Origin of the sequence: Holdemania sp. 1001095H_141210_F2 (assembly GCF_015558105.1) — a bacterium.
In the GTDB taxonomy this organism is placed as follows: domain Bacteria; phylum Bacillota_I; class Bacilli_A; order Erysipelotrichales; family Erysipelotrichaceae; genus Holdemania.
Map to the genome: position 1 here is coordinate 32625 of NZ_JADNPO010000022.1, position 14622 is coordinate 47246.

The window sequence follows — 14622 nt, forward strand, 5'->3', positions numbered from 1 at the left end:
AATGAGTCGTAGTTTGAAAAAAGGACCGTTCTGTGATGACCATTTAATGAAAAAAGTGGAAAAGCTGAACGCGTCAGGCAAGAAAGAAGTCATCAAAACATGGTCTCGCCGTTCCACTATTTTCCCGCAGTTCGTTGAACATACGTTCGCGGTTTACAACGGTAAGGAACATGTCCCTGTCTATGTCACAGAAGATATGGTCGGCCATAAACTTGGCGAATTCGTCCCAACCCGCAAATTCGGCGGTCATGGCGACGACAAGAAAGCGTAGGAGGTGCCACAATGGAAGTCAAAGCAACAGCGAAAACTGTCCGCATCGCCCCTCGCAAAGTCAGACTTGTTCTGGATTTAGTCAGAGGCAAAGATGCGAAGGAAGCAGAAGCAATCCTGAAGTTCACACCGAACCACGCTGCCGAAGCGGTTGGGAAAGTGCTGAAATCAGCCGTTGCCAATGCGGTCAACAATCATCAGCTGGATGAATCAAAATTGTACGTTAAAGCGTGCTATGCCAACGAGGGAATCACCATGAAGCGTTTCATGCCTCGGGCAAAGGGCAACGCCGCTCAGATTTTAAAGCGCACCAGCCACATTACTGTTGTGGTTGAAGAACGGTAGGAGGTACTCTCATGGGTCAGAAAGTTAGTCCAATTGGAATGCGTGTCGGCGTCATCCGCGACTGGGAATCCAGATGGTATGCTGAAAAAGATTACGGCACCCTGTTGATGGAAGACGTCAAAATCCGTGAATTCCTGTTTAAGGAACTGCATGCGGCTTACGTTTCCAGAATCGAAATCGAACGCTCTAAGAACCGTGTTGAGATCATCATCCGTGCCGCTCGCCCGGGCGTGATCATCGGCAGCAACGGTGAAAGCATTGAAATCTTAAAGAAGAAGCTGCAGAAAATGTGCGCTGGCAAGCAGATTCACATCAAAGTGGTCGAAGTTGCCAATCCGGATCTGGATGCACATCTGGTCGCTCGCGCTATCGCTGAGCAGTTGGAACAGCGTGCTTCGTTCAGAACCTGCCAGAAGCGTCAGATTCAGAAGACGATGCGGGCGGGCGCCAAGGGTATCCGTACCCTGGTTTCCGGCCGTTTAGGCGGCGCGGATATCGCGCGCAGCGAAGGCTATTCCGAGGGCGTCGTTCCTCTGCATACGCTGCGTTCGGACATCGACTTCGCGATTGTCGAAGCGATGACGACTTACGGCAAGCTGGGCGTTAAAGTCTGGATCTGCCGCGGTGAAGTCCTGCCGGGCCAGATGGTTCAGGAACCGGAAGCACCGAAGATGCCTCAGGGCCGCGATCGCCGGCGTGGCGGACGGAATGACCGCCGCGGCAACCGCAGCAACAATAACAACAACCGCAATGCCGAAGCCAGGGAAGCTAAAGCAGCTGCACCAAAGGCTGAAGGAACCGTTGAAGGAGGTAATTAATCATGTTAATGCCTAATAGAACAAAATACAGAAGACCTCATCGCCAGAGTTACGAAGGTCGCTCGAAGGCTGGACGTGAGATCGTATTCGGTGAGTATGGATTAATTGCTTACTCCGGTGCGTACGTCAGCAACCGTCAGATCGAGGCGGCGCGTGTCGCCATGACTCGTTACATGAAGCGTGGCGGCCAGGTTTGGATCAAAATCTTCCCACATCTGGCAATTACGAAGAAACCGCTGGAAGTCCGAATGGGTTCCGGTAAAGGCGCACCTGAAGGATGGGTAGCCGTAGTTCAGCCAGGCCGCGTCCTGTTTGAAGTCGGCGGCGTCGATGAAGAAACCGCGCGTGAAGCTCTGCGCTTAGCAGCCCACAAGCTGCCGGTCAAGTGCAAATTCGTGCGCCGAGGCGAGGAGGAATAGGAAATGAACGTTAAGGAAATTCGTGATAAGAGCAATACTGAATTACTTCAGGAAATTGAATCTTTAAAAGAAGAGCTGTTCAACCTGCGTTTCCAGCAAGCTACCGGCCAGCTGGAGAATCCTTCCCGCATGAAGGAAATTCGCAAGACGATCGCTCGCATCAAAACTGTCATCACTGAGCGCGAACTCAGTGAGGCGAAATAAGGAGGATAACTGGTCATGGAAAGATCAAACCGTAAAGTATTACGCGGAAAAGTCGTTTCTGATAAGATGGACAAGACCATTACGGTTGAGGTAGCAACCAGCAAGAGTCATCCGCTTTATTCGAAGCGTATTAAATATTCAAAGAAATTCAAAGCACATGATGAGAACAATGAGGCGAAGATCGGTGATATCGTAGAAATCATGGAAACTCGTCCGTTATCCGCGACCAAGCGTTTCCGCCTGGTTAAGATCGTCGAAAAGGCTGTAATTCTTTAATAGCACAAGGAGGAACTGACAATGATTACGAATGAAAGTAGATTAAATGTCGCGGACAACACCGGTGCTAAGGAATTATTAGTCATCCGTTGCCTGGGCGGCAGCAAGCGCAAAAGAGCGAACATCGGCGATATCATCGTCTGCTCGGTCAAGACAGCAGCTCCTGGCGGAACTGTAAAGAAGGGCGACGTCGTCAAGGCGGTCATCGTCCGGACACGTTACGGCATCCGTCGTGAAAACGGCAGCTACATCAAGTTTGATGACAATGCAGCCGTTATCATCAAGGACGACAACACACCAAGAGGAACCCGTATTTTCGGTCCTGTTGCAAGAGAACTGCGTGACAAAGACTTCATGAAGATTGTTTCTTTGGCACCAGAAGTTTTATAGGAGGTGGCTTGAGATGAAAATTAAAAAAGGCGATAAAGTAAAAGTCATCACTGGACATTACAAGGGAACGATCGGCGAAGTTCTGGCCGTTATGCCGAAAGAGAACAAAGTCATCGTTGAGGGTGTCAATCTGATGAAGAAACACCTGAAGCCGACTCAGGCTAACCCGGACGGAGGCATCATTGAAAAGGAAGCTCCGATTCATGTATCCAATGTCATGGCGTATGATTCCAAAGCCAAAACAGCCAGCCGGATCGGCTTTAAGGTCGAAAAGGGCGAAAAGGTCCGCGTATTCAAGAAATCCGGCAACGTCGTCAAGGGAGGTAAGAAATAATGAACCGTCTTGTTGAAAAATACCAGAAGACAGTCATTGAATCTCTGATGAAGCAGTTCAATTACAGCTCTGTCATGCAGTGCCCGAAGATCGAGAAAGTCGTCATCAACATGGGTGTCGGCGATGCGATCGCCAACCCGAAGGCGCTGGACGAAGCAGTTGCCGAACTGACTCAGCTGGCAGGCCAGAAGCCGGTCATCACCAAGGCGAAGAAGTCCATCGCGAACTTCAAGCTGCGTGAAGGCATGCCGATCGGCTGCAAGGTCACCCTGCGCGGTGAACACATGTATGAATTCCTGGATAAGCTGTTCAACATTTCCCTGCCGCGTGTCCGCGACTTCCGCGGCGTCAGCACAACGGCGTTCGACGGTCGTGGCAACTACACGCTGGGCGTGAAGGAACAGATCATTTTCCCGGAAATCAACTTTGATAAAGTAAGCAAAGTACGCGGTATGGACATCGTTATCGTAACGACGGCCAATACTGATGAAGAAGCAAAGGCATTGCTGGCAGGTATGGGCATGCCGTTTGCGAAATAAGGAGGACAACAACCATGGCAAAGACATCAATGAAAATTAAGCAGCAGCGTCCTCAGAAGTACAAAGTCAGAGAGTACACGCGCTGCGAACGTTGTGGACGTCCGCACTCTGTCTTAAGCAAGTACAAAGTCTGCCGTATCTGCTTCCGCGAATTAGCCTATAAGGGCCAGATTCCGGGAGTCAAGAAGGCAAGCTGGTAAGGATACGGAAGGAGGAAAAAGCAATGATGAATATGACTGATCCTATCGCAGATATGCTGACCAGAATCCGTAACGGTGTTCAGGCGCGCCACGAAGCCGTTGAAATTCCGGCAAGCAAGCAGAAGGTTGAAATTGCGAAGATCCTGAAGAACGAAGGATTTATCCTGAATTACGCAGTCACAGGTGAAACCGCTGCAGAAAAGAAGATCACAGTCACTTTGAAATACGGCCCGAATAACGAAAAAGTTATCAGCGGCATCAAGCGTATCTCGAAGCCAGGCTTACGGGTATACGCCAAGAGCGGCTCGATCCCACGTGTCCTGAACGGTTTAGGCATCGCGATCATCTCTACCTCTCAGGGATTGATGACCGACAAAGAAGCAAGAGCGAAGCATACGGGCGGCGAAGTTATCGCCTACGTATGGTAAGCGTGTTAGAGAAAGGAATAGAAAACAATGTCACGTATCGGTAATAAAACGATTACCATTCCAGCCGGTGTTGAAGTCACGGTTGCGGCTGGCAATGAGGTGACGGTCAAAGGACCTAAGGGTACTTTAACACGTCAGTTTAACGAAAACATGCAGATCGATGTCAACGGCAATGAAATCAAAGTCGTTCGTCCGAACGATGAGAAGCATATCAAACAGCTGCACGGCACAACCCGCGCGCTGCTGCACAACATGGTCGTCGGCGTTTCTGAGGGCTTCACCCGTGAACTGGAAGTTGTCGGTATCGGCTTCCGTGCCGCGGTCAGCGGCAACAAGCTGACACTGAACGTCGGCTTCTCTCACCCGGTTGAATTCGAGGTTGAGGAAGGCCTGAAAGTTGAGTGCCCGTCCGCAACTGAAATTAAAGTTTCCGGCATCGACAAGCAGCGCGTCGGCGAATTCGCTGCGGTCGTCCGGGCAACAAAGAAACCTGAACCATACAAGGGTAAAGGTATTCGCTATAAAGGCGAACATGTCCGTCGTAAAGAAGGCAAGACGGCTGGTAAGAAATAGTGGGAAAGGAGAGAGTGAACAATGCTTAAGAAAGTATCTAAAAATGATGAAAGAATTCGTCGTCACATTCGCGTCCGTACAAAGATCAGCGGAACTCCGGAACGCCCACGCCTGAACGTCTTCCGTTCTAACAGCCATATCCACTGCCAGATCATCGACGATGTTAACGGCACGACGTTGGTTGCCTGCAGCAGCGTGGACATGAAGCTGGAAAACGGCGGAAATATCGAAGCCGCAAAGACAGTCGGAACCGAACTGGCGAAGCGTGCTTTAGCTAAGAACATCACTGAAGTTGTATTTGACCGTGGAGGTTATGTTTATCACGGACGTGTCCAGGCCCTGGCCGAAGCTGCCAGAGAGGCCGGACTGAAATTCTAGGAGGGCTCGCTGAATGGAACGTAAACCAAGAAGAGTTGAACGCGATAAAGAATTTGAAGAACGCGTTGTTGTCATCAACCGTGTAACCAAGGTTGTTAAAGGTGGACGTCGTTTCCGCTTTGCCGCCCTGGTTGTCATTGGTGACAAAAAAGGCCGCGTAGGCTACGGCACAGGAAAAGCTAACGAAGTTCCTGATGCAATTAAGAAGGCCAGTGAAAATGCCAAGAAGAATCTGTTCAGAGTTCCTCTGGTAAACAATGGCTCCACGATCCCACATGCTGTCACCGGCGTTTACGGCGCGGGTGAAGTGTTCCTGAAACCGGCTGCAGAAGGTACCGGCGTTATCGCCGGCGGCGCTGTCCGTGCGGTTCTGGAGCTGGCAGGCGTCAGCGACGTTCTGTCCAAGTGCATCGGTTCCCGCACGCCGATCAACATGGTTCATGCCACGGTTGCCGGTCTGAAAGAACTGAAAACGATCGAAAGCGTTAGCAAACTGCGTGAGAAGAAGCCGCAGGAAATTCGCTAAGTTAGACGGGAGGCAGCTACAATGAAATTAAACGAACTGAAATACACAGAAGGTGCACGTCGTAACTCGAAGAGAATCGGCCGCGGCCATGGCTCCGGATGGGGCAAAACTGCAGGCAAGGGTTCCAAGGGCCAGAACGCTCGTTCCGGCGGCGGAGTCGCACTGGGCTTTGAAGGCGGCCAGACACCGATCTGGCGTCGTCTGCCGAAGCGTGGTTTCACCAACTTCACCCGTAAGGAATACTCGATCGTCAACGTCGAACTGCTGAATCGGTTCGAAGATGGCGCTGAGATTACTCCGGAACTGTTAAAGCAGGCGGGTTTAGTCCGCAAGGAACTGGACGGCGTGAAGATCCTGGGCGTTGGCGAACTGGAAAAGAAGCTGACGGTCAAAGCCAATAAATTTTCCAAATCAGCAGTAGAAGCAATTGAAAAAGCAGGCGGAAAAGTAGAGGTGATCTAACATGATCCAGACCTTTACCAGCCTGTTCAAGAATAAAGAAATCCGGTCTAAGATTATCTTTACTCTGGCCATGCTGTTCATCTACCGACTCGGATCCGGCATTCCGGTTCCGGGCGTAGATGCGACGGCGCTGACCGCCGGCATCGCTGATAATTCCATTCTGGGAATGATGAACCTGCTGGGCGGCGGCGCATTACAGCGTCTGTCGGTCTTCGCCTTGGGCGTTACACCGTACATCACCGCTTCGATCATCATCCAGCTGATGTCGATGGACGTCATTCCGGCACTGACGGAAATGGCGAAATCAGGTCAGCAGGGTCGCATGAAAATGGATAAGATCACACGATATATGGGTGTGGTCTTAGCGTTTATTCAAGCCTTTACGATGGTCTATGCTTTTGATAAGAGCTATGGGATCCTCTCCGGCGCCGGCGTTTCCACTTACCTGTACGTGGCGACGGTGCTGACAGCGGGTACAATGTTCTTATTGTGGGTCGGCGATCAGATCTCGGCGAAGGGGATCGGAAACGGCGTTTCCATCATCATCTTCGCGGGTATCGTCGCAAACATCCCGTTCCAGTTTGTTCAGGTCTTCAATACCCTGGTTGATACGACAAACAACACGGCGATGTTTAACGGCATCCTGACGTTTATGCTGTATGTATTAATGTATCTTTTGATCATCGTGCTGGTTGTCTTCATGCAGCTGGCAACCCGAAAGATCCCGGTACAGTACACATCCAGCTCCATGACCAAGGGCCGCAACGATATGACCTACTTACCGTTAAAAATCAACTCCGCCAGCGTCATCCCGGTTATCTTCGCTTCGGCGATCATGACGGCGCCGCTGACGATCATGAGCTTCTTTGAAGCCAACAGCTTCACAACCACTCTGAATAACATCTTGTCGCTGCAGAAGCCGTTGGGCCTTTGCATCTATGCGGTACTGATCGTTCTGTTTACCTTCTTCTACACTAATTTACAGGTGGATCCGGAGAAGATTGCAGAAAATCTCGGCAAGTCCGGAACCTATATTCCCGGCATTCGTCCGGGTACAGAAACCAGGGAATACTTATCCAAGGTGCTGAACCGGATCACGGTGCTGGGCGCGATCTTCCTCGTGTTTATCGCGCTGCTTCCGTACATCCTGCCAATGGTGACAAACCTGCCGTCCTCTGTTTCAATGGGCGGAACCGGAATCATCATCGTTGTCGGCGTTGCCATGGAGACGATGAGTCAGCTGAAAGGGCAGCTGACCCAGAAATCATACCGCGGTTTTATTCAAAAATAAGAGGTGAGTGAGAATGAACATTCTGATCATGGGACCTGCCGGAAGCGGCAAGGGGACAATGTCGGCAAAAATTCTGGAAAGCTTTAAAATTCCGCACATCTCCACAGGAGATATGTTCCGCGCCAACATCAAAGAAGGCACGGAGCTGGGGAAAAAAGCGCAGGAATACATGAACGCCGGCAAGCTCGTACCGGATGAAATTACGGTCGCAATGGTCGCAGATCGGCTGAAACAGCCGGACTGTCAAGCTGGTTATCTGTTGGATGGCTATCCAAGAACGCTGGTTCAGGCAAAATCTTTCGAAAATTTATCAAAAGAAATTGCCAAACCGGTGGAAGTTGTTATAAACTTAGTAGTGGAGTTTGAAGCTCTGGCCGATCGCATCACGGGCCGCCGCATGTGTAAGAACTGCGGTGCGATCTATCATGTCCGTAATCACCCAAGTCAGGTGGAGGGCATTTGTGATGTCTGCGGTTCTCCGCTCATTCAGCGCGCTGATGATACAGAGGAACAGCTTCGTGTTCGTCTTGACGAGCATGAAAAGAATACCAAGCCGGTTCTTGATTACTACCGTGAAAAAGGACTGGTCGTCGACATCAATGCCACGCGTTCGATTGACGAAGTGTGGAATGATGTCGCCGCGGCATTGGAGAACGTGAAATGATCTCTGCCAAATCGCCGCGAGAAATCGCAACGATGAAGCAAGCCGGAAAGATCGTAGCCCTGGCCCGCGCGGCTGTGGCGGCTGCGATCGCTCCGGGAGTAACTACTAAACAGCTGGACAGGATTGCTGAGAAAGTGATCCGGCAACAGGGAGCCTCGCCGTCCTTTAAAGGGTACGGGGGCTTTCCTGCGTCTATCTGTACTTCGATCAATTCAGTGCTGGTTCATGGCATTCCGGATCAGACTGTGTTGAAAGACGGAGATCTCATTTCCATTGACATCGGAGCTTGTTATAAAGGCTATCATGGGGACGCCGCGTGGACGTTCGCCGTCGGCCGCGTCAGCGAGGAAGCGGTGCGATTGATGGAAGTTACACGCCAATCTCTTTTTATAGGTTTAGAACAGGCAAAACCTGGGAATCGTTTAAGTGATATTTCGCACGCGATCGGCGAGTTTGTCGAAGCGCACGGGTATTCAGTGCCAATCGATTATACAGGTCATGGAATCGGCACGCACCTGCACGAAGAACCTGCGATTCCGAATTTTGGTTCACCGGGCAAAGGCATTCTGTTAAGGGAAGGCATGACGTTCGCAATCGAACCGATGGTTCACGCAGGCAAGCCGCACACACGGGTGTTGGCTGATGACTGGACAGTCGTTACCAAAGACGGCTCTCTGGCAGCACATTACGAACATACCATCGTCATTACCAAAGACGGGTATGAAATTCTGACAATCAATCCAGATGAGGAGGAAGATTCAGTTTATGGGCAAACAGGATGTCATTGAAATTGACGGGATAGTAGAAGATACACTTCCCAATGCGATGTTTAAGGTGAAGCTCGCCAACGGTCACACCATTTTAGCTCACGTTTCTGGTAAAATCCGTATGCATTACATTCGCATTTTACCGGGAGATCGGGTTACCGTTGAAATTTCACCGTATGATTTAACACGTGGGCGTATTACATTTAGACACAAATAGTCTACAGGAGGAAAAACGCATGAAAGTAAGACCATCTGTCAAACCAATATGCGATAAGTGCCGCATCATCAAGCGCAAAGGCCGCGTTATGGTTATTTGTGAAAACCCTAAGCACAAGCAGCGTCAAGGAAACTAGGAGGAATTAGAGAGATATGGCTCGTATTGCAGGAATCGATATCCCACGCGACAAGCGCGTCGTGGTATCCTTAACTTATATCTACGGAATCGGCAGCTCTACAGCGAAGACCATTCTGAAGAAATGCGGAATCAGCGAAGATATCCGTGTTAAAGATCTGACAGACGAACAGGTCAACGCAATCCGTCAGGAAGTTGACCAGATCAAAGTTGAAGGCGATTTGCGCCGTGAAACCCAGCTGAACATCAAGCGCTTGATGGAAATCGGCTGCTACCGCGGTGTTCGTCATCGTAAGGGACTGCCTGTCCGCGGACAGCGCACCAAGACCAACGCTCGTACACGCAAAGGACCGCGTCGTACGGTAGCGAATAAGAAGAAATAAGCGGGAGGATAGTAGTCAATGGCAAAAGTGAAACAGACAAGCCGCAAGCGTCGTGTCCGCAAGAATGTCGCTAAAGGCGTTGCACATATTCATTCAACATTTAACAATACAATCGTAACGATTACCGATGAAAGCGGAAATGCCATCGCATGGTCCAGCGCGGGTGCATTAGGCTTCAAGGGTTCTCGTAAATCTACACCGTTTGCCGCTCAGATGGCAGGCGAAGCTGCCGGCAAGGCTGCTGTCGATCACGGCATGAAGGTTGTCGAAGTCAACGTTAAGGGTCCGGGACCTGGACGTGAAGCGGCTGTCCGTTCTTTACAGACGGCTGGCTTGGAAATCACAGTCATCAACGACGTTACTCCGATTCCGCACAATGGATGCCGTCCACCGAAGCGGCCACGTGGTTAATAACCTAATTGAGGAGGGAAATGGTTATGCAAAAATTTGAACGCGCAAAGTTTGAAGTCAAAGAATATGTTGAATCTGACCATTATGGAAAATTCGTTGTAGAACCTCTTGAAAGAGGCTTCGGCACTACCCTTGGTAATGCCCTCAGACGTGTTTTACTCTCCTCTTTACCGGGAGCTGCGGTTTACTCGATTAAGGTCGAAGGTGTTTACCACGAGTTTACATCCATTCCTGGCGTTGAAGAAGACGTCACGATGATGATTCTGAACATCAAGAATCTGATCATGAAGATTGATGACGATGAATCCTATACCTTAAGAATTGCCGCAAAAGGCCCAATGACCGTGACCGCGGGCGATATTATCTGCCCGACGGGTGTGGAAGTATTGAACAAAGATCTGGAAATCGCGCACCTGGAAGAAGGCGCCACGCTGGAAATGGAACTGAAGGCCCGCAACGGTCGCGGCTACATCAGCGCTGATGGCAACAAAGCCTTGTACCAGGGATCTTCTCAGGGGATTGGAACGGTGTATACCGATTCCATCTATACCCCGATCGACCGTATTTCGTATAATGTGGAACCGACTCGTGTCGGCCAGGATGCGAAATACGACCGCCTGATTTTTGAAATCTGGACTAACGGTTCGATCACGCCGCAGATGTCGCTGGCGCTGGGCTCCAAGATTCTGATCGATCATCTCGATCTCTTGACCCATGTCAACGAATCCGTCGCGGATATGGAATCCGTCATGAAGGATGTCAACGGCGAATCGCCGAAGAACATGCAGTCCATGGCGATCGAAGATCTGGATCTGTCTGTCCGTTCTTACAACTGTTTGAAACGGGCCGGTATCCAGACGGTCGAAGAACTGACTCAGCGTTCTGAAGAAGAAATGATGAGAGTCCGGAATCTGGGTAAAAAATCGTTAAAAGAAGTCAAAGACAAGATTTACGAATTGGGTCTGAGCTTCAAATCATACGACTAATCGCAAGTAAAGGAGGAACCCCCTATGTGGAATCGTAAATTAGGACGCACTGCTGACCACCGGAAAGCGATGCTTCGCAATATGGCTACCAGCCTGATCCTGAACGGCAAAATTGAAACAACTGAAATGAAGGCGAAAGAACTGCGCTCTGTTGTCGACGAACTGATCACGTTGGCCAAGCGCGGAGATCTGCATGCCCGCCGTCAGGCTGCTGCTTATGTCCGCAATGTCGTTGCGGATGAAAAGACAGGCGAAACGGTACTGAAGAAGCTGTTTGACGAAATCGGTCCGAAATATGCCGACCGCAACGGCGGATATACCCGCGTCTTAAAGACCGGCTTCCGTCGCGGCGACAGCGCACCGATGGCGATCATCGAACTGGTTTAATTATCCAATGAAAAGCATGGCTTTGGCTGTGCTTTTTTTTCTGCAGTTCAGACAATGGAAAGAAGCAGGGGAAAGGACTCTCTTTCAGGACAGGACTTGCAGCTTCCGGGGCAAACTTCAAACCATGATTGATAAAGAACCTGCCGGGGGAAAATCAGCCTCAGACGCCATTTCTGAGCGAATGAGCGTCAAATCTGCTTGAAATGAAGGAAAACCGGATGGGAATGGGAAAACGGCGAAAATGAGAAAAGAAACGCTTTTCATCGAATTCCGGGGGTTGTAAAGTTGAGTCAATCCCCTATAATGAGAATGAAAGACTGACCTGGTCAGTCAGGAGGCTCTTTGATGAACGAGAAGTTCTATGAATTACCAGCCGCGAAGCAGCAGCGGATCATCAACGCCGGACTGGAAGTCTTCGGGGCGCACGATTATCCGCATGCCTCGACGGATGACATCACAGCCAAAGCTGGAATCTCCAAGGGGCTGCTTTTCTATTATTTTAAAAACAAAAAAGAGTTCTATCTGTTCCTGTTTGACTACTGTTGTGAATTCTTTCATTTACGGGTAGTTACCGACGATTTCATTCAGATTACCGATTTTTTCGAACTGATGGAATATGCCGCCCGAGTCAAATATTCGATTATCCTGCAATATCCTTATTTAATGAATTTTGTGATGAAAGCTTATTATTCCCGTCGGGAGGAAGTCAGCGAGGCGATGAAAGACCGGATTACCGCTACGTTAGCCGAGGTGTATTCCGTTTATTTTAAAAACATTCATTTTTCCCGGTTTAAGGACGATGTCGATCCCCGGCAGCTGCTGCAGATGCTGACGTGGATGGCGGAAGGTTATATCCAGGATAAGCTGAGACAATCCGAAACATTGGAAATTGACGAATTAATGCAGGATTTCCATGATTGGCAAACGATGTTCCGTAAAATCGCCTATAAGGAGGAAATAAATGAAAACCATTCTCAAAGTTAAAAATATGACCAAGAATTACGGTCAGCAGCGCGGCGTGTTCGATCTGAGCTTCAATGTGGAAAGCGGAGAGGTCATGGGTTTTCTCGGCCCGAACGGGGCTGGAAAAACAACGACAATCCGGACACTCATGGGATTTATTCAGCCCGATCATGGACGTGTCAGCATTAAGGGACACGATTGTTTCCGCAATGCCGCCCAGATTCAGAAGGACGTCGGGTATCTGCCTGGAGAGATCGCGTTCATGGACGATATGGACGGAATGGAGTTTATCAAATTCATCGCCGCGATGAAAAAGATGCCAAACATAACAAAAGCCAGGGAACTGCTGGACTATTTCGAGTTGGAACCCAAAGGACGGATCAAGAAAATGTCCAAGGGCATGAAGCAGAAGATCGGCTTAGTCTGCGCGCTGATGAACGAACCGGAAATTCTGATCCTGGATGAGCCGACCAGCGGCCTCGACCCGCTGATGCAGAAAAAATTCGTGGATAAAATCAAAGAAGAAAAACAAAAAGGAACAACGATTCTGATGTCGTCTCACTTGTTCGAAGAAGTGGAACAAACCTGCGACCGCGTCGTTATTATTAAGGAAGGCCGCCAGATCGCAGTGGAAAAGATGAAGGACCTGAATCAAAACCATCAGCGCACGTTGATCTTGAAGTTCCGCTATCCAGCGGAGGCCGCTGATTTTGCCGCGCGGGTAAAGAATGCCGCACTGCATGAGAATCAGGTTACGCTGCAAACCTCCGGCGCTATGGATCCGATTTTAAAACTGGCCGCCCGCTATGAAGTCGTTGATCTGGAAACACGCCGTCAAACGTTGGAGGAATTATTTCTGCACTATTATGGGAAGGAGCATACCGCATGAGTCTGCCGTTACTGCGCCGCGAACTGCGCGCCAACTATAAAATGATTTTGTTATTTCTGGCGGTGATCACGCTGTACAGCACGGTGATTATCGCAATGTATGATCCCAAGCTGGGCGCCAGTCTGGATCTGATGGCGGAAAGCATGCCGGAACTGTTCGCCGCGTTCGGGATGACCAACGCGGGGGCGACGATGCTGGATTTCATTGCCAATTATTTGTATGGCTTCATCCTGATCGCAATCCCAATGCTGTGTCTGGTGTTGATCGCAGTTCGGCTGGTTGCGCGCTATGTTGATCAAGGTTCAATGGCCTATCTGCTGGCAACGCCCAATACTCGCGGCGTAATCGTTATAACCCAGATGTTTTTCATTCTGCTTTGTACGCTTTTGCTGGTCGGATATGCCACGGTGTTAGGACTGGCAGCCAGCAGTCTGTTATTTCCTGGAGAACTGGATGTGGTTAATTATCTGCGGATGAACATCGGATTGCTGGGACTGCATCTGTTCTTAGGTGGATTGTGCTTCTTCTTTTCCTGCGTGTTTTCAGAACAGAAAAAAGCTTACGGCTGTGCTGGCGGCTGCCTGATCGCATTTCTGTTAATTCAGATGCTTTCTCAAACGTCAGATCAGCTCGACAAATTAAAATTCTTAACGCCGCTGACTCTGTTTCAGGCCAAAGAATTGGCTGCTGGAAGCAATGAAGCCTTACTTCTGGCGGGACTCCTGGCCGTTCTGGGGCTTATGTTCTATATAGCCGCCATCGGGATATTCCGTCGGCGTGATTTATCACTGTGATTCAGTCTTCAGGCTGATTCACTTTTTTTATGGAAAATTGAATTGAGGAAGAGGCGGGAAAGATTCTCTATTTTCTGCCCGAGAAAAGAAAAAGGAAAAATCCGAAGCAGGAAATGGAACAGGAAATAAGCGGATAGCTCTACTTCCATGAAAAAAAGAAAAGAAATAAAGGGAGAAGGGGATACAAAGCGAGAAGGGATAAATTATACTGAACAGTCAATAGGAAATGAAATGTCTTACTTTCTTGCACTATGATGCATCGCGTCTATCGTCAATCAGTTTAAGGCGTGAGTGGAAAACGATAAATTCCCAGCTGAATTACCAGGCTCATTTTATTTTATCAGGACAGAGATAAGGATACAGAAGAGATAAAGAATTTTCTTATAGGTAAAAAAGCCTTTTGTTAAGGGAGATAATGAAAGAAACGAAGAAAAAATGAAAAAAATTTAAAAAAACACTTGCCAAAACCTTGCCCTCGGGCTATAATAACTAAGCTGACTCGGTGAGAGTCAAGCGCTTCGATCTTTGAAAACTAAACAGGAAGAAAAGCACAAATACAACGTCAATTCATAA

At 49.3% G+C, this 14622-nt stretch carries 27 protein-coding genes; all 27 read left to right on the forward strand.

Annotated features, from left to right (window positions below):
- Position 1 precedes the first annotated feature (1 nt).
- The 27 genes from rpsS to I2G61_RS12280 all read left to right on the forward strand — a co-directional run bounded on the left by rpsS (position 2) and on the right by I2G61_RS12280 (position 14049).
- Positions 2 to 271 carry a 30S ribosomal protein S19 gene (gene rpsS / locus I2G61_RS12150; protein WP_006058569.1) on the forward strand — a complete coding sequence of 90 codons (270 nt, stop codon included), beginning with the start codon at positions 2 to 4 and terminating at the stop codon, positions 269 to 271.
- An 11-nt stretch (positions 272 to 282) separates the two neighbouring features.
- Entirely contained in the window at positions 283 to 615 is a 333-nt protein-coding gene (gene rplV / locus I2G61_RS12155; protein WP_006058570.1) for a 50S ribosomal protein L22, read from the forward strand.
- An 11-nt stretch (positions 616 to 626) separates the two neighbouring features.
- Positions 627 to 1433 carry a 30S ribosomal protein S3 gene (gene rpsC / locus I2G61_RS12160; RefSeq protein ID WP_072685405.1) on the forward strand — a complete coding sequence of 269 codons (807 nt, stop codon included), beginning with the start codon at positions 627 to 629 and terminating at the stop codon, positions 1431 to 1433.
- Between the two features lie 2 nt (positions 1434 to 1435).
- Positions 1436 to 1852: a 50S ribosomal protein L16 gene (rplP, locus tag I2G61_RS12165; protein ID WP_006058572.1), complete on the forward strand. Its 417-nt coding sequence runs from the start codon at positions 1436 to 1438 to the stop codon at positions 1850 to 1852.
- 3 nt (positions 1853 to 1855) lie between these two features.
- Entirely contained in the window at positions 1856 to 2056 is a 201-nt protein-coding gene (rpmC, locus tag I2G61_RS12170; protein WP_006058573.1) for a 50S ribosomal protein L29, read from the forward strand.
- A 15-nt stretch (positions 2057 to 2071) separates the two neighbouring features.
- Complete coding sequence (rpsQ, locus tag I2G61_RS12175) at positions 2072 to 2332, forward strand: 30S ribosomal protein S17 (protein ID WP_020226055.1); 261 nt, start codon at positions 2072 to 2074, stop codon at positions 2330 to 2332.
- Between the two features lie 21 nt (positions 2333 to 2353).
- Entirely contained in the window at positions 2354 to 2722 is a 369-nt protein-coding gene (rplN, locus tag I2G61_RS12180) for a 50S ribosomal protein L14 (RefSeq protein WP_020226056.1), read from the forward strand.
- A 13-nt stretch (positions 2723 to 2735) separates the two neighbouring features.
- Complete coding sequence (gene rplX / locus I2G61_RS12185; RefSeq protein ID WP_006058576.1) at positions 2736 to 3056, forward strand: 50S ribosomal protein L24; 321 nt, start codon at positions 2736 to 2738, stop codon at positions 3054 to 3056.
- Positions 3053 to 3595, forward strand: coding sequence for a 50S ribosomal protein L5 (rplE, locus tag I2G61_RS12190; protein WP_240281466.1), 543 nt, complete (start codon positions 3053 to 3055; stop codon positions 3593 to 3595). The genes rplX and rplE overlap by 4 nt, the downstream gene beginning before the upstream one ends.
- 14 nt (positions 3596 to 3609) lie before the next feature.
- On the forward strand, positions 3610 to 3795 hold the full coding sequence (locus tag I2G61_RS12195) for a type Z 30S ribosomal protein S14 (RefSeq protein ID WP_006058578.1): 186 nt from the start codon (positions 3610 to 3612) through the stop codon (positions 3793 to 3795).
- Between the two features lie 26 nt (positions 3796 to 3821).
- Entirely contained in the window at positions 3822 to 4223 is a 402-nt protein-coding gene (gene rpsH / locus I2G61_RS12200) for a 30S ribosomal protein S8 (RefSeq protein ID WP_039864159.1), read from the forward strand.
- Positions 4224 to 4250: 27 nt separating this feature from the next.
- Positions 4251 to 4796: a 50S ribosomal protein L6 gene (rplF, locus tag I2G61_RS12205; protein WP_072685406.1), complete on the forward strand. Its 546-nt coding sequence runs from the start codon at positions 4251 to 4253 to the stop codon at positions 4794 to 4796.
- A 21-nt stretch (positions 4797 to 4817) separates the two neighbouring features.
- Positions 4818 to 5174 (forward strand): 50S ribosomal protein L18, encoded by a 357-nt coding sequence (gene rplR / locus I2G61_RS12210; protein WP_072685407.1) that lies wholly within the window; start codon positions 4818 to 4820, stop codon positions 5172 to 5174.
- A gap of 13 nt (positions 5175 to 5187) precedes the next feature.
- Positions 5188 to 5700 (forward strand): 30S ribosomal protein S5, encoded by a 513-nt coding sequence (gene rpsE, locus I2G61_RS12215; RefSeq protein ID WP_006058582.1) that lies wholly within the window; start codon positions 5188 to 5190, stop codon positions 5698 to 5700.
- Positions 5701 to 5721: 21 nt separating this feature from the next.
- Complete coding sequence (rplO, locus tag I2G61_RS12220) at positions 5722 to 6162, forward strand: 50S ribosomal protein L15 (protein WP_006058583.1); 441 nt, start codon at positions 5722 to 5724, stop codon at positions 6160 to 6162.
- Position 6163: 1 nt separating this feature from the next.
- The gene (gene secY / locus I2G61_RS12225) at positions 6164 to 7453 is read left to right on the forward strand and encodes a preprotein translocase subunit SecY (protein ID WP_072685408.1); all 1290 of its coding nucleotides are present in this window, start codon (positions 6164 to 6166) and stop codon (positions 7451 to 7453) included.
- A 13-nt stretch (positions 7454 to 7466) separates the two neighbouring features.
- On the forward strand, positions 7467 to 8117 hold the full coding sequence (locus I2G61_RS12230) for an adenylate kinase (protein WP_072685409.1): 651 nt from the start codon (positions 7467 to 7469) through the stop codon (positions 8115 to 8117).
- Positions 8114 to 8905, forward strand: coding sequence for a type I methionyl aminopeptidase (gene map / locus I2G61_RS12235; RefSeq protein WP_072685410.1), 792 nt, complete (start codon positions 8114 to 8116; stop codon positions 8903 to 8905). Before I2G61_RS12230 ends, map begins: the two co-directional genes overlap by 4 nt.
- Positions 8883 to 9101, forward strand: coding sequence for a translation initiation factor IF-1 (gene infA / locus I2G61_RS12240; RefSeq protein ID WP_006058587.1), 219 nt, complete (start codon positions 8883 to 8885; stop codon positions 9099 to 9101). The genes map and infA overlap by 23 nt, the downstream gene beginning before the upstream one ends.
- 19 nt (positions 9102 to 9120) lie before the next feature.
- Positions 9121 to 9237: a 50S ribosomal protein L36 gene (rpmJ, locus tag I2G61_RS12245; protein ID WP_008979808.1), complete on the forward strand. Its 117-nt coding sequence runs from the start codon at positions 9121 to 9123 to the stop codon at positions 9235 to 9237.
- A gap of 16 nt (positions 9238 to 9253) precedes the next feature.
- Positions 9254 to 9619: a 30S ribosomal protein S13 gene (gene rpsM / locus I2G61_RS12250; RefSeq protein ID WP_072685411.1), complete on the forward strand. Its 366-nt coding sequence runs from the start codon at positions 9254 to 9256 to the stop codon at positions 9617 to 9619.
- An 18-nt stretch (positions 9620 to 9637) separates the two neighbouring features.
- Positions 9638 to 10030 carry a 30S ribosomal protein S11 gene (gene rpsK, locus I2G61_RS12255; RefSeq protein WP_072685412.1) on the forward strand — a complete coding sequence of 131 codons (393 nt, stop codon included), beginning with the start codon at positions 9638 to 9640 and terminating at the stop codon, positions 10028 to 10030.
- Between the two features lie 26 nt (positions 10031 to 10056).
- A complete protein-coding gene (locus tag I2G61_RS12260; protein WP_020226066.1) occupies positions 10057 to 11016 on the forward strand; it encodes a DNA-directed RNA polymerase subunit alpha in 960 nt (319 codons plus the stop codon).
- A gap of 24 nt (positions 11017 to 11040) precedes the next feature.
- On the forward strand, positions 11041 to 11403 hold the full coding sequence (rplQ, locus tag I2G61_RS12265) for a 50S ribosomal protein L17 (protein WP_072685413.1): 363 nt from the start codon (positions 11041 to 11043) through the stop codon (positions 11401 to 11403).
- Positions 11404 to 11748: 345 nt separating this feature from the next.
- Complete coding sequence (locus tag I2G61_RS12270; RefSeq protein WP_072682794.1) at positions 11749 to 12387, forward strand: TetR/AcrR family transcriptional regulator; 639 nt, start codon at positions 11749 to 11751, stop codon at positions 12385 to 12387.
- Entirely contained in the window at positions 12365 to 13255 is an 891-nt protein-coding gene (locus tag I2G61_RS12275; protein ID WP_072682795.1) for an ABC transporter ATP-binding protein, read from the forward strand. The genes I2G61_RS12270 and I2G61_RS12275 overlap by 23 nt, the downstream gene beginning before the upstream one ends.
- Positions 13252 to 14049: an ABC transporter permease subunit gene (locus I2G61_RS12280; RefSeq protein ID WP_072682796.1), complete on the forward strand. Its 798-nt coding sequence runs from the start codon at positions 13252 to 13254 to the stop codon at positions 14047 to 14049. Before I2G61_RS12275 ends, I2G61_RS12280 begins: the two co-directional genes overlap by 4 nt.
- Positions 14050 to 14622 lie beyond the last annotated feature (573 nt).

Excerpts from the sequence above, each read along its gene's own strand:
- rpsS (WP_006058569.1), top strand. The coding sequence starts at position 2 with ATGAGTCGTAGTTTGAAAAAAGGACCGTTCTGTGATGACCATTTAATG.
- rplV (WP_006058570.1), top strand. The coding sequence starts at position 283 with ATGGAAGTCAAAGCAACAGCGAAAACTGTCCGCATCGCCCCTCGCAAA.
- rpsC (WP_072685405.1), top strand. The coding sequence starts at position 627 with ATGGGTCAGAAAGTTAGTCCAATTGGAATGCGTGTCGGCGTCATCCGC.
- rplP (WP_006058572.1), top strand. The coding sequence starts at position 1,436 with ATGTTAATGCCTAATAGAACAAAATACAGAAGACCTCATCGCCAGAGT.
- rpmC (WP_006058573.1), top strand. The coding sequence starts at position 1,856 with ATGAACGTTAAGGAAATTCGTGATAAGAGCAATACTGAATTACTTCAG.
- rpsQ (WP_020226055.1), top strand. The coding sequence starts at position 2,072 with ATGGAAAGATCAAACCGTAAAGTATTACGCGGAAAAGTCGTTTCTGAT.
- rplN (WP_020226056.1), top strand. The coding sequence starts at position 2,354 with ATGATTACGAATGAAAGTAGATTAAATGTCGCGGACAACACCGGTGCT.
- rplX (WP_006058576.1), top strand. The coding sequence starts at position 2,736 with ATGAAAATTAAAAAAGGCGATAAAGTAAAAGTCATCACTGGACATTAC.
- I2G61_RS12195 (WP_006058578.1), top strand. The coding sequence starts at position 3,610 with ATGGCAAAGACATCAATGAAAATTAAGCAGCAGCGTCCTCAGAAGTAC.
- rpsH (WP_039864159.1), top strand. The coding sequence starts at position 3,822 with ATGAATATGACTGATCCTATCGCAGATATGCTGACCAGAATCCGTAAC.
- rplF (WP_072685406.1), top strand. The coding sequence starts at position 4,251 with ATGTCACGTATCGGTAATAAAACGATTACCATTCCAGCCGGTGTTGAA.
- rplR (WP_072685407.1), top strand. The coding sequence starts at position 4,818 with ATGCTTAAGAAAGTATCTAAAAATGATGAAAGAATTCGTCGTCACATT.
- rpsE (WP_006058582.1), top strand. The coding sequence starts at position 5,188 with ATGGAACGTAAACCAAGAAGAGTTGAACGCGATAAAGAATTTGAAGAA.
- rplO (WP_006058583.1), top strand. The coding sequence starts at position 5,722 with ATGAAATTAAACGAACTGAAATACACAGAAGGTGCACGTCGTAACTCG.
- secY (WP_072685408.1), top strand. The coding sequence starts at position 6,164 with ATGATCCAGACCTTTACCAGCCTGTTCAAGAATAAAGAAATCCGGTCT.
- I2G61_RS12230 (WP_072685409.1), top strand. The coding sequence starts at position 7,467 with ATGAACATTCTGATCATGGGACCTGCCGGAAGCGGCAAGGGGACAATG.
- map (WP_072685410.1), top strand. The coding sequence starts at position 8,114 with ATGATCTCTGCCAAATCGCCGCGAGAAATCGCAACGATGAAGCAAGCC.
- infA (WP_006058587.1), top strand. The coding sequence starts at position 8,883 with ATGGGCAAACAGGATGTCATTGAAATTGACGGGATAGTAGAAGATACA.
- rpmJ (WP_008979808.1), top strand. The coding sequence starts at position 9,121 with ATGAAAGTAAGACCATCTGTCAAACCAATATGCGATAAGTGCCGCATC.
- rpsM (WP_072685411.1), top strand. The coding sequence starts at position 9,254 with ATGGCTCGTATTGCAGGAATCGATATCCCACGCGACAAGCGCGTCGTG.
- rpsK (WP_072685412.1), top strand. The coding sequence starts at position 9,638 with ATGGCAAAAGTGAAACAGACAAGCCGCAAGCGTCGTGTCCGCAAGAAT.
- I2G61_RS12260 (WP_020226066.1), top strand. The coding sequence starts at position 10,057 with ATGCAAAAATTTGAACGCGCAAAGTTTGAAGTCAAAGAATATGTTGAA.
- rplQ (WP_072685413.1), top strand. The coding sequence starts at position 11,041 with ATGTGGAATCGTAAATTAGGACGCACTGCTGACCACCGGAAAGCGATG.
- I2G61_RS12270 (WP_072682794.1), top strand. The coding sequence starts at position 11,749 with ATGAACGAGAAGTTCTATGAATTACCAGCCGCGAAGCAGCAGCGGATC.
- I2G61_RS12275 (WP_072682795.1), top strand. The coding sequence starts at position 12,365 with ATGAAAACCATTCTCAAAGTTAAAAATATGACCAAGAATTACGGTCAG.
- I2G61_RS12280 (WP_072682796.1), top strand. The coding sequence starts at position 13,252 with ATGAGTCTGCCGTTACTGCGCCGCGAACTGCGCGCCAACTATAAAATG.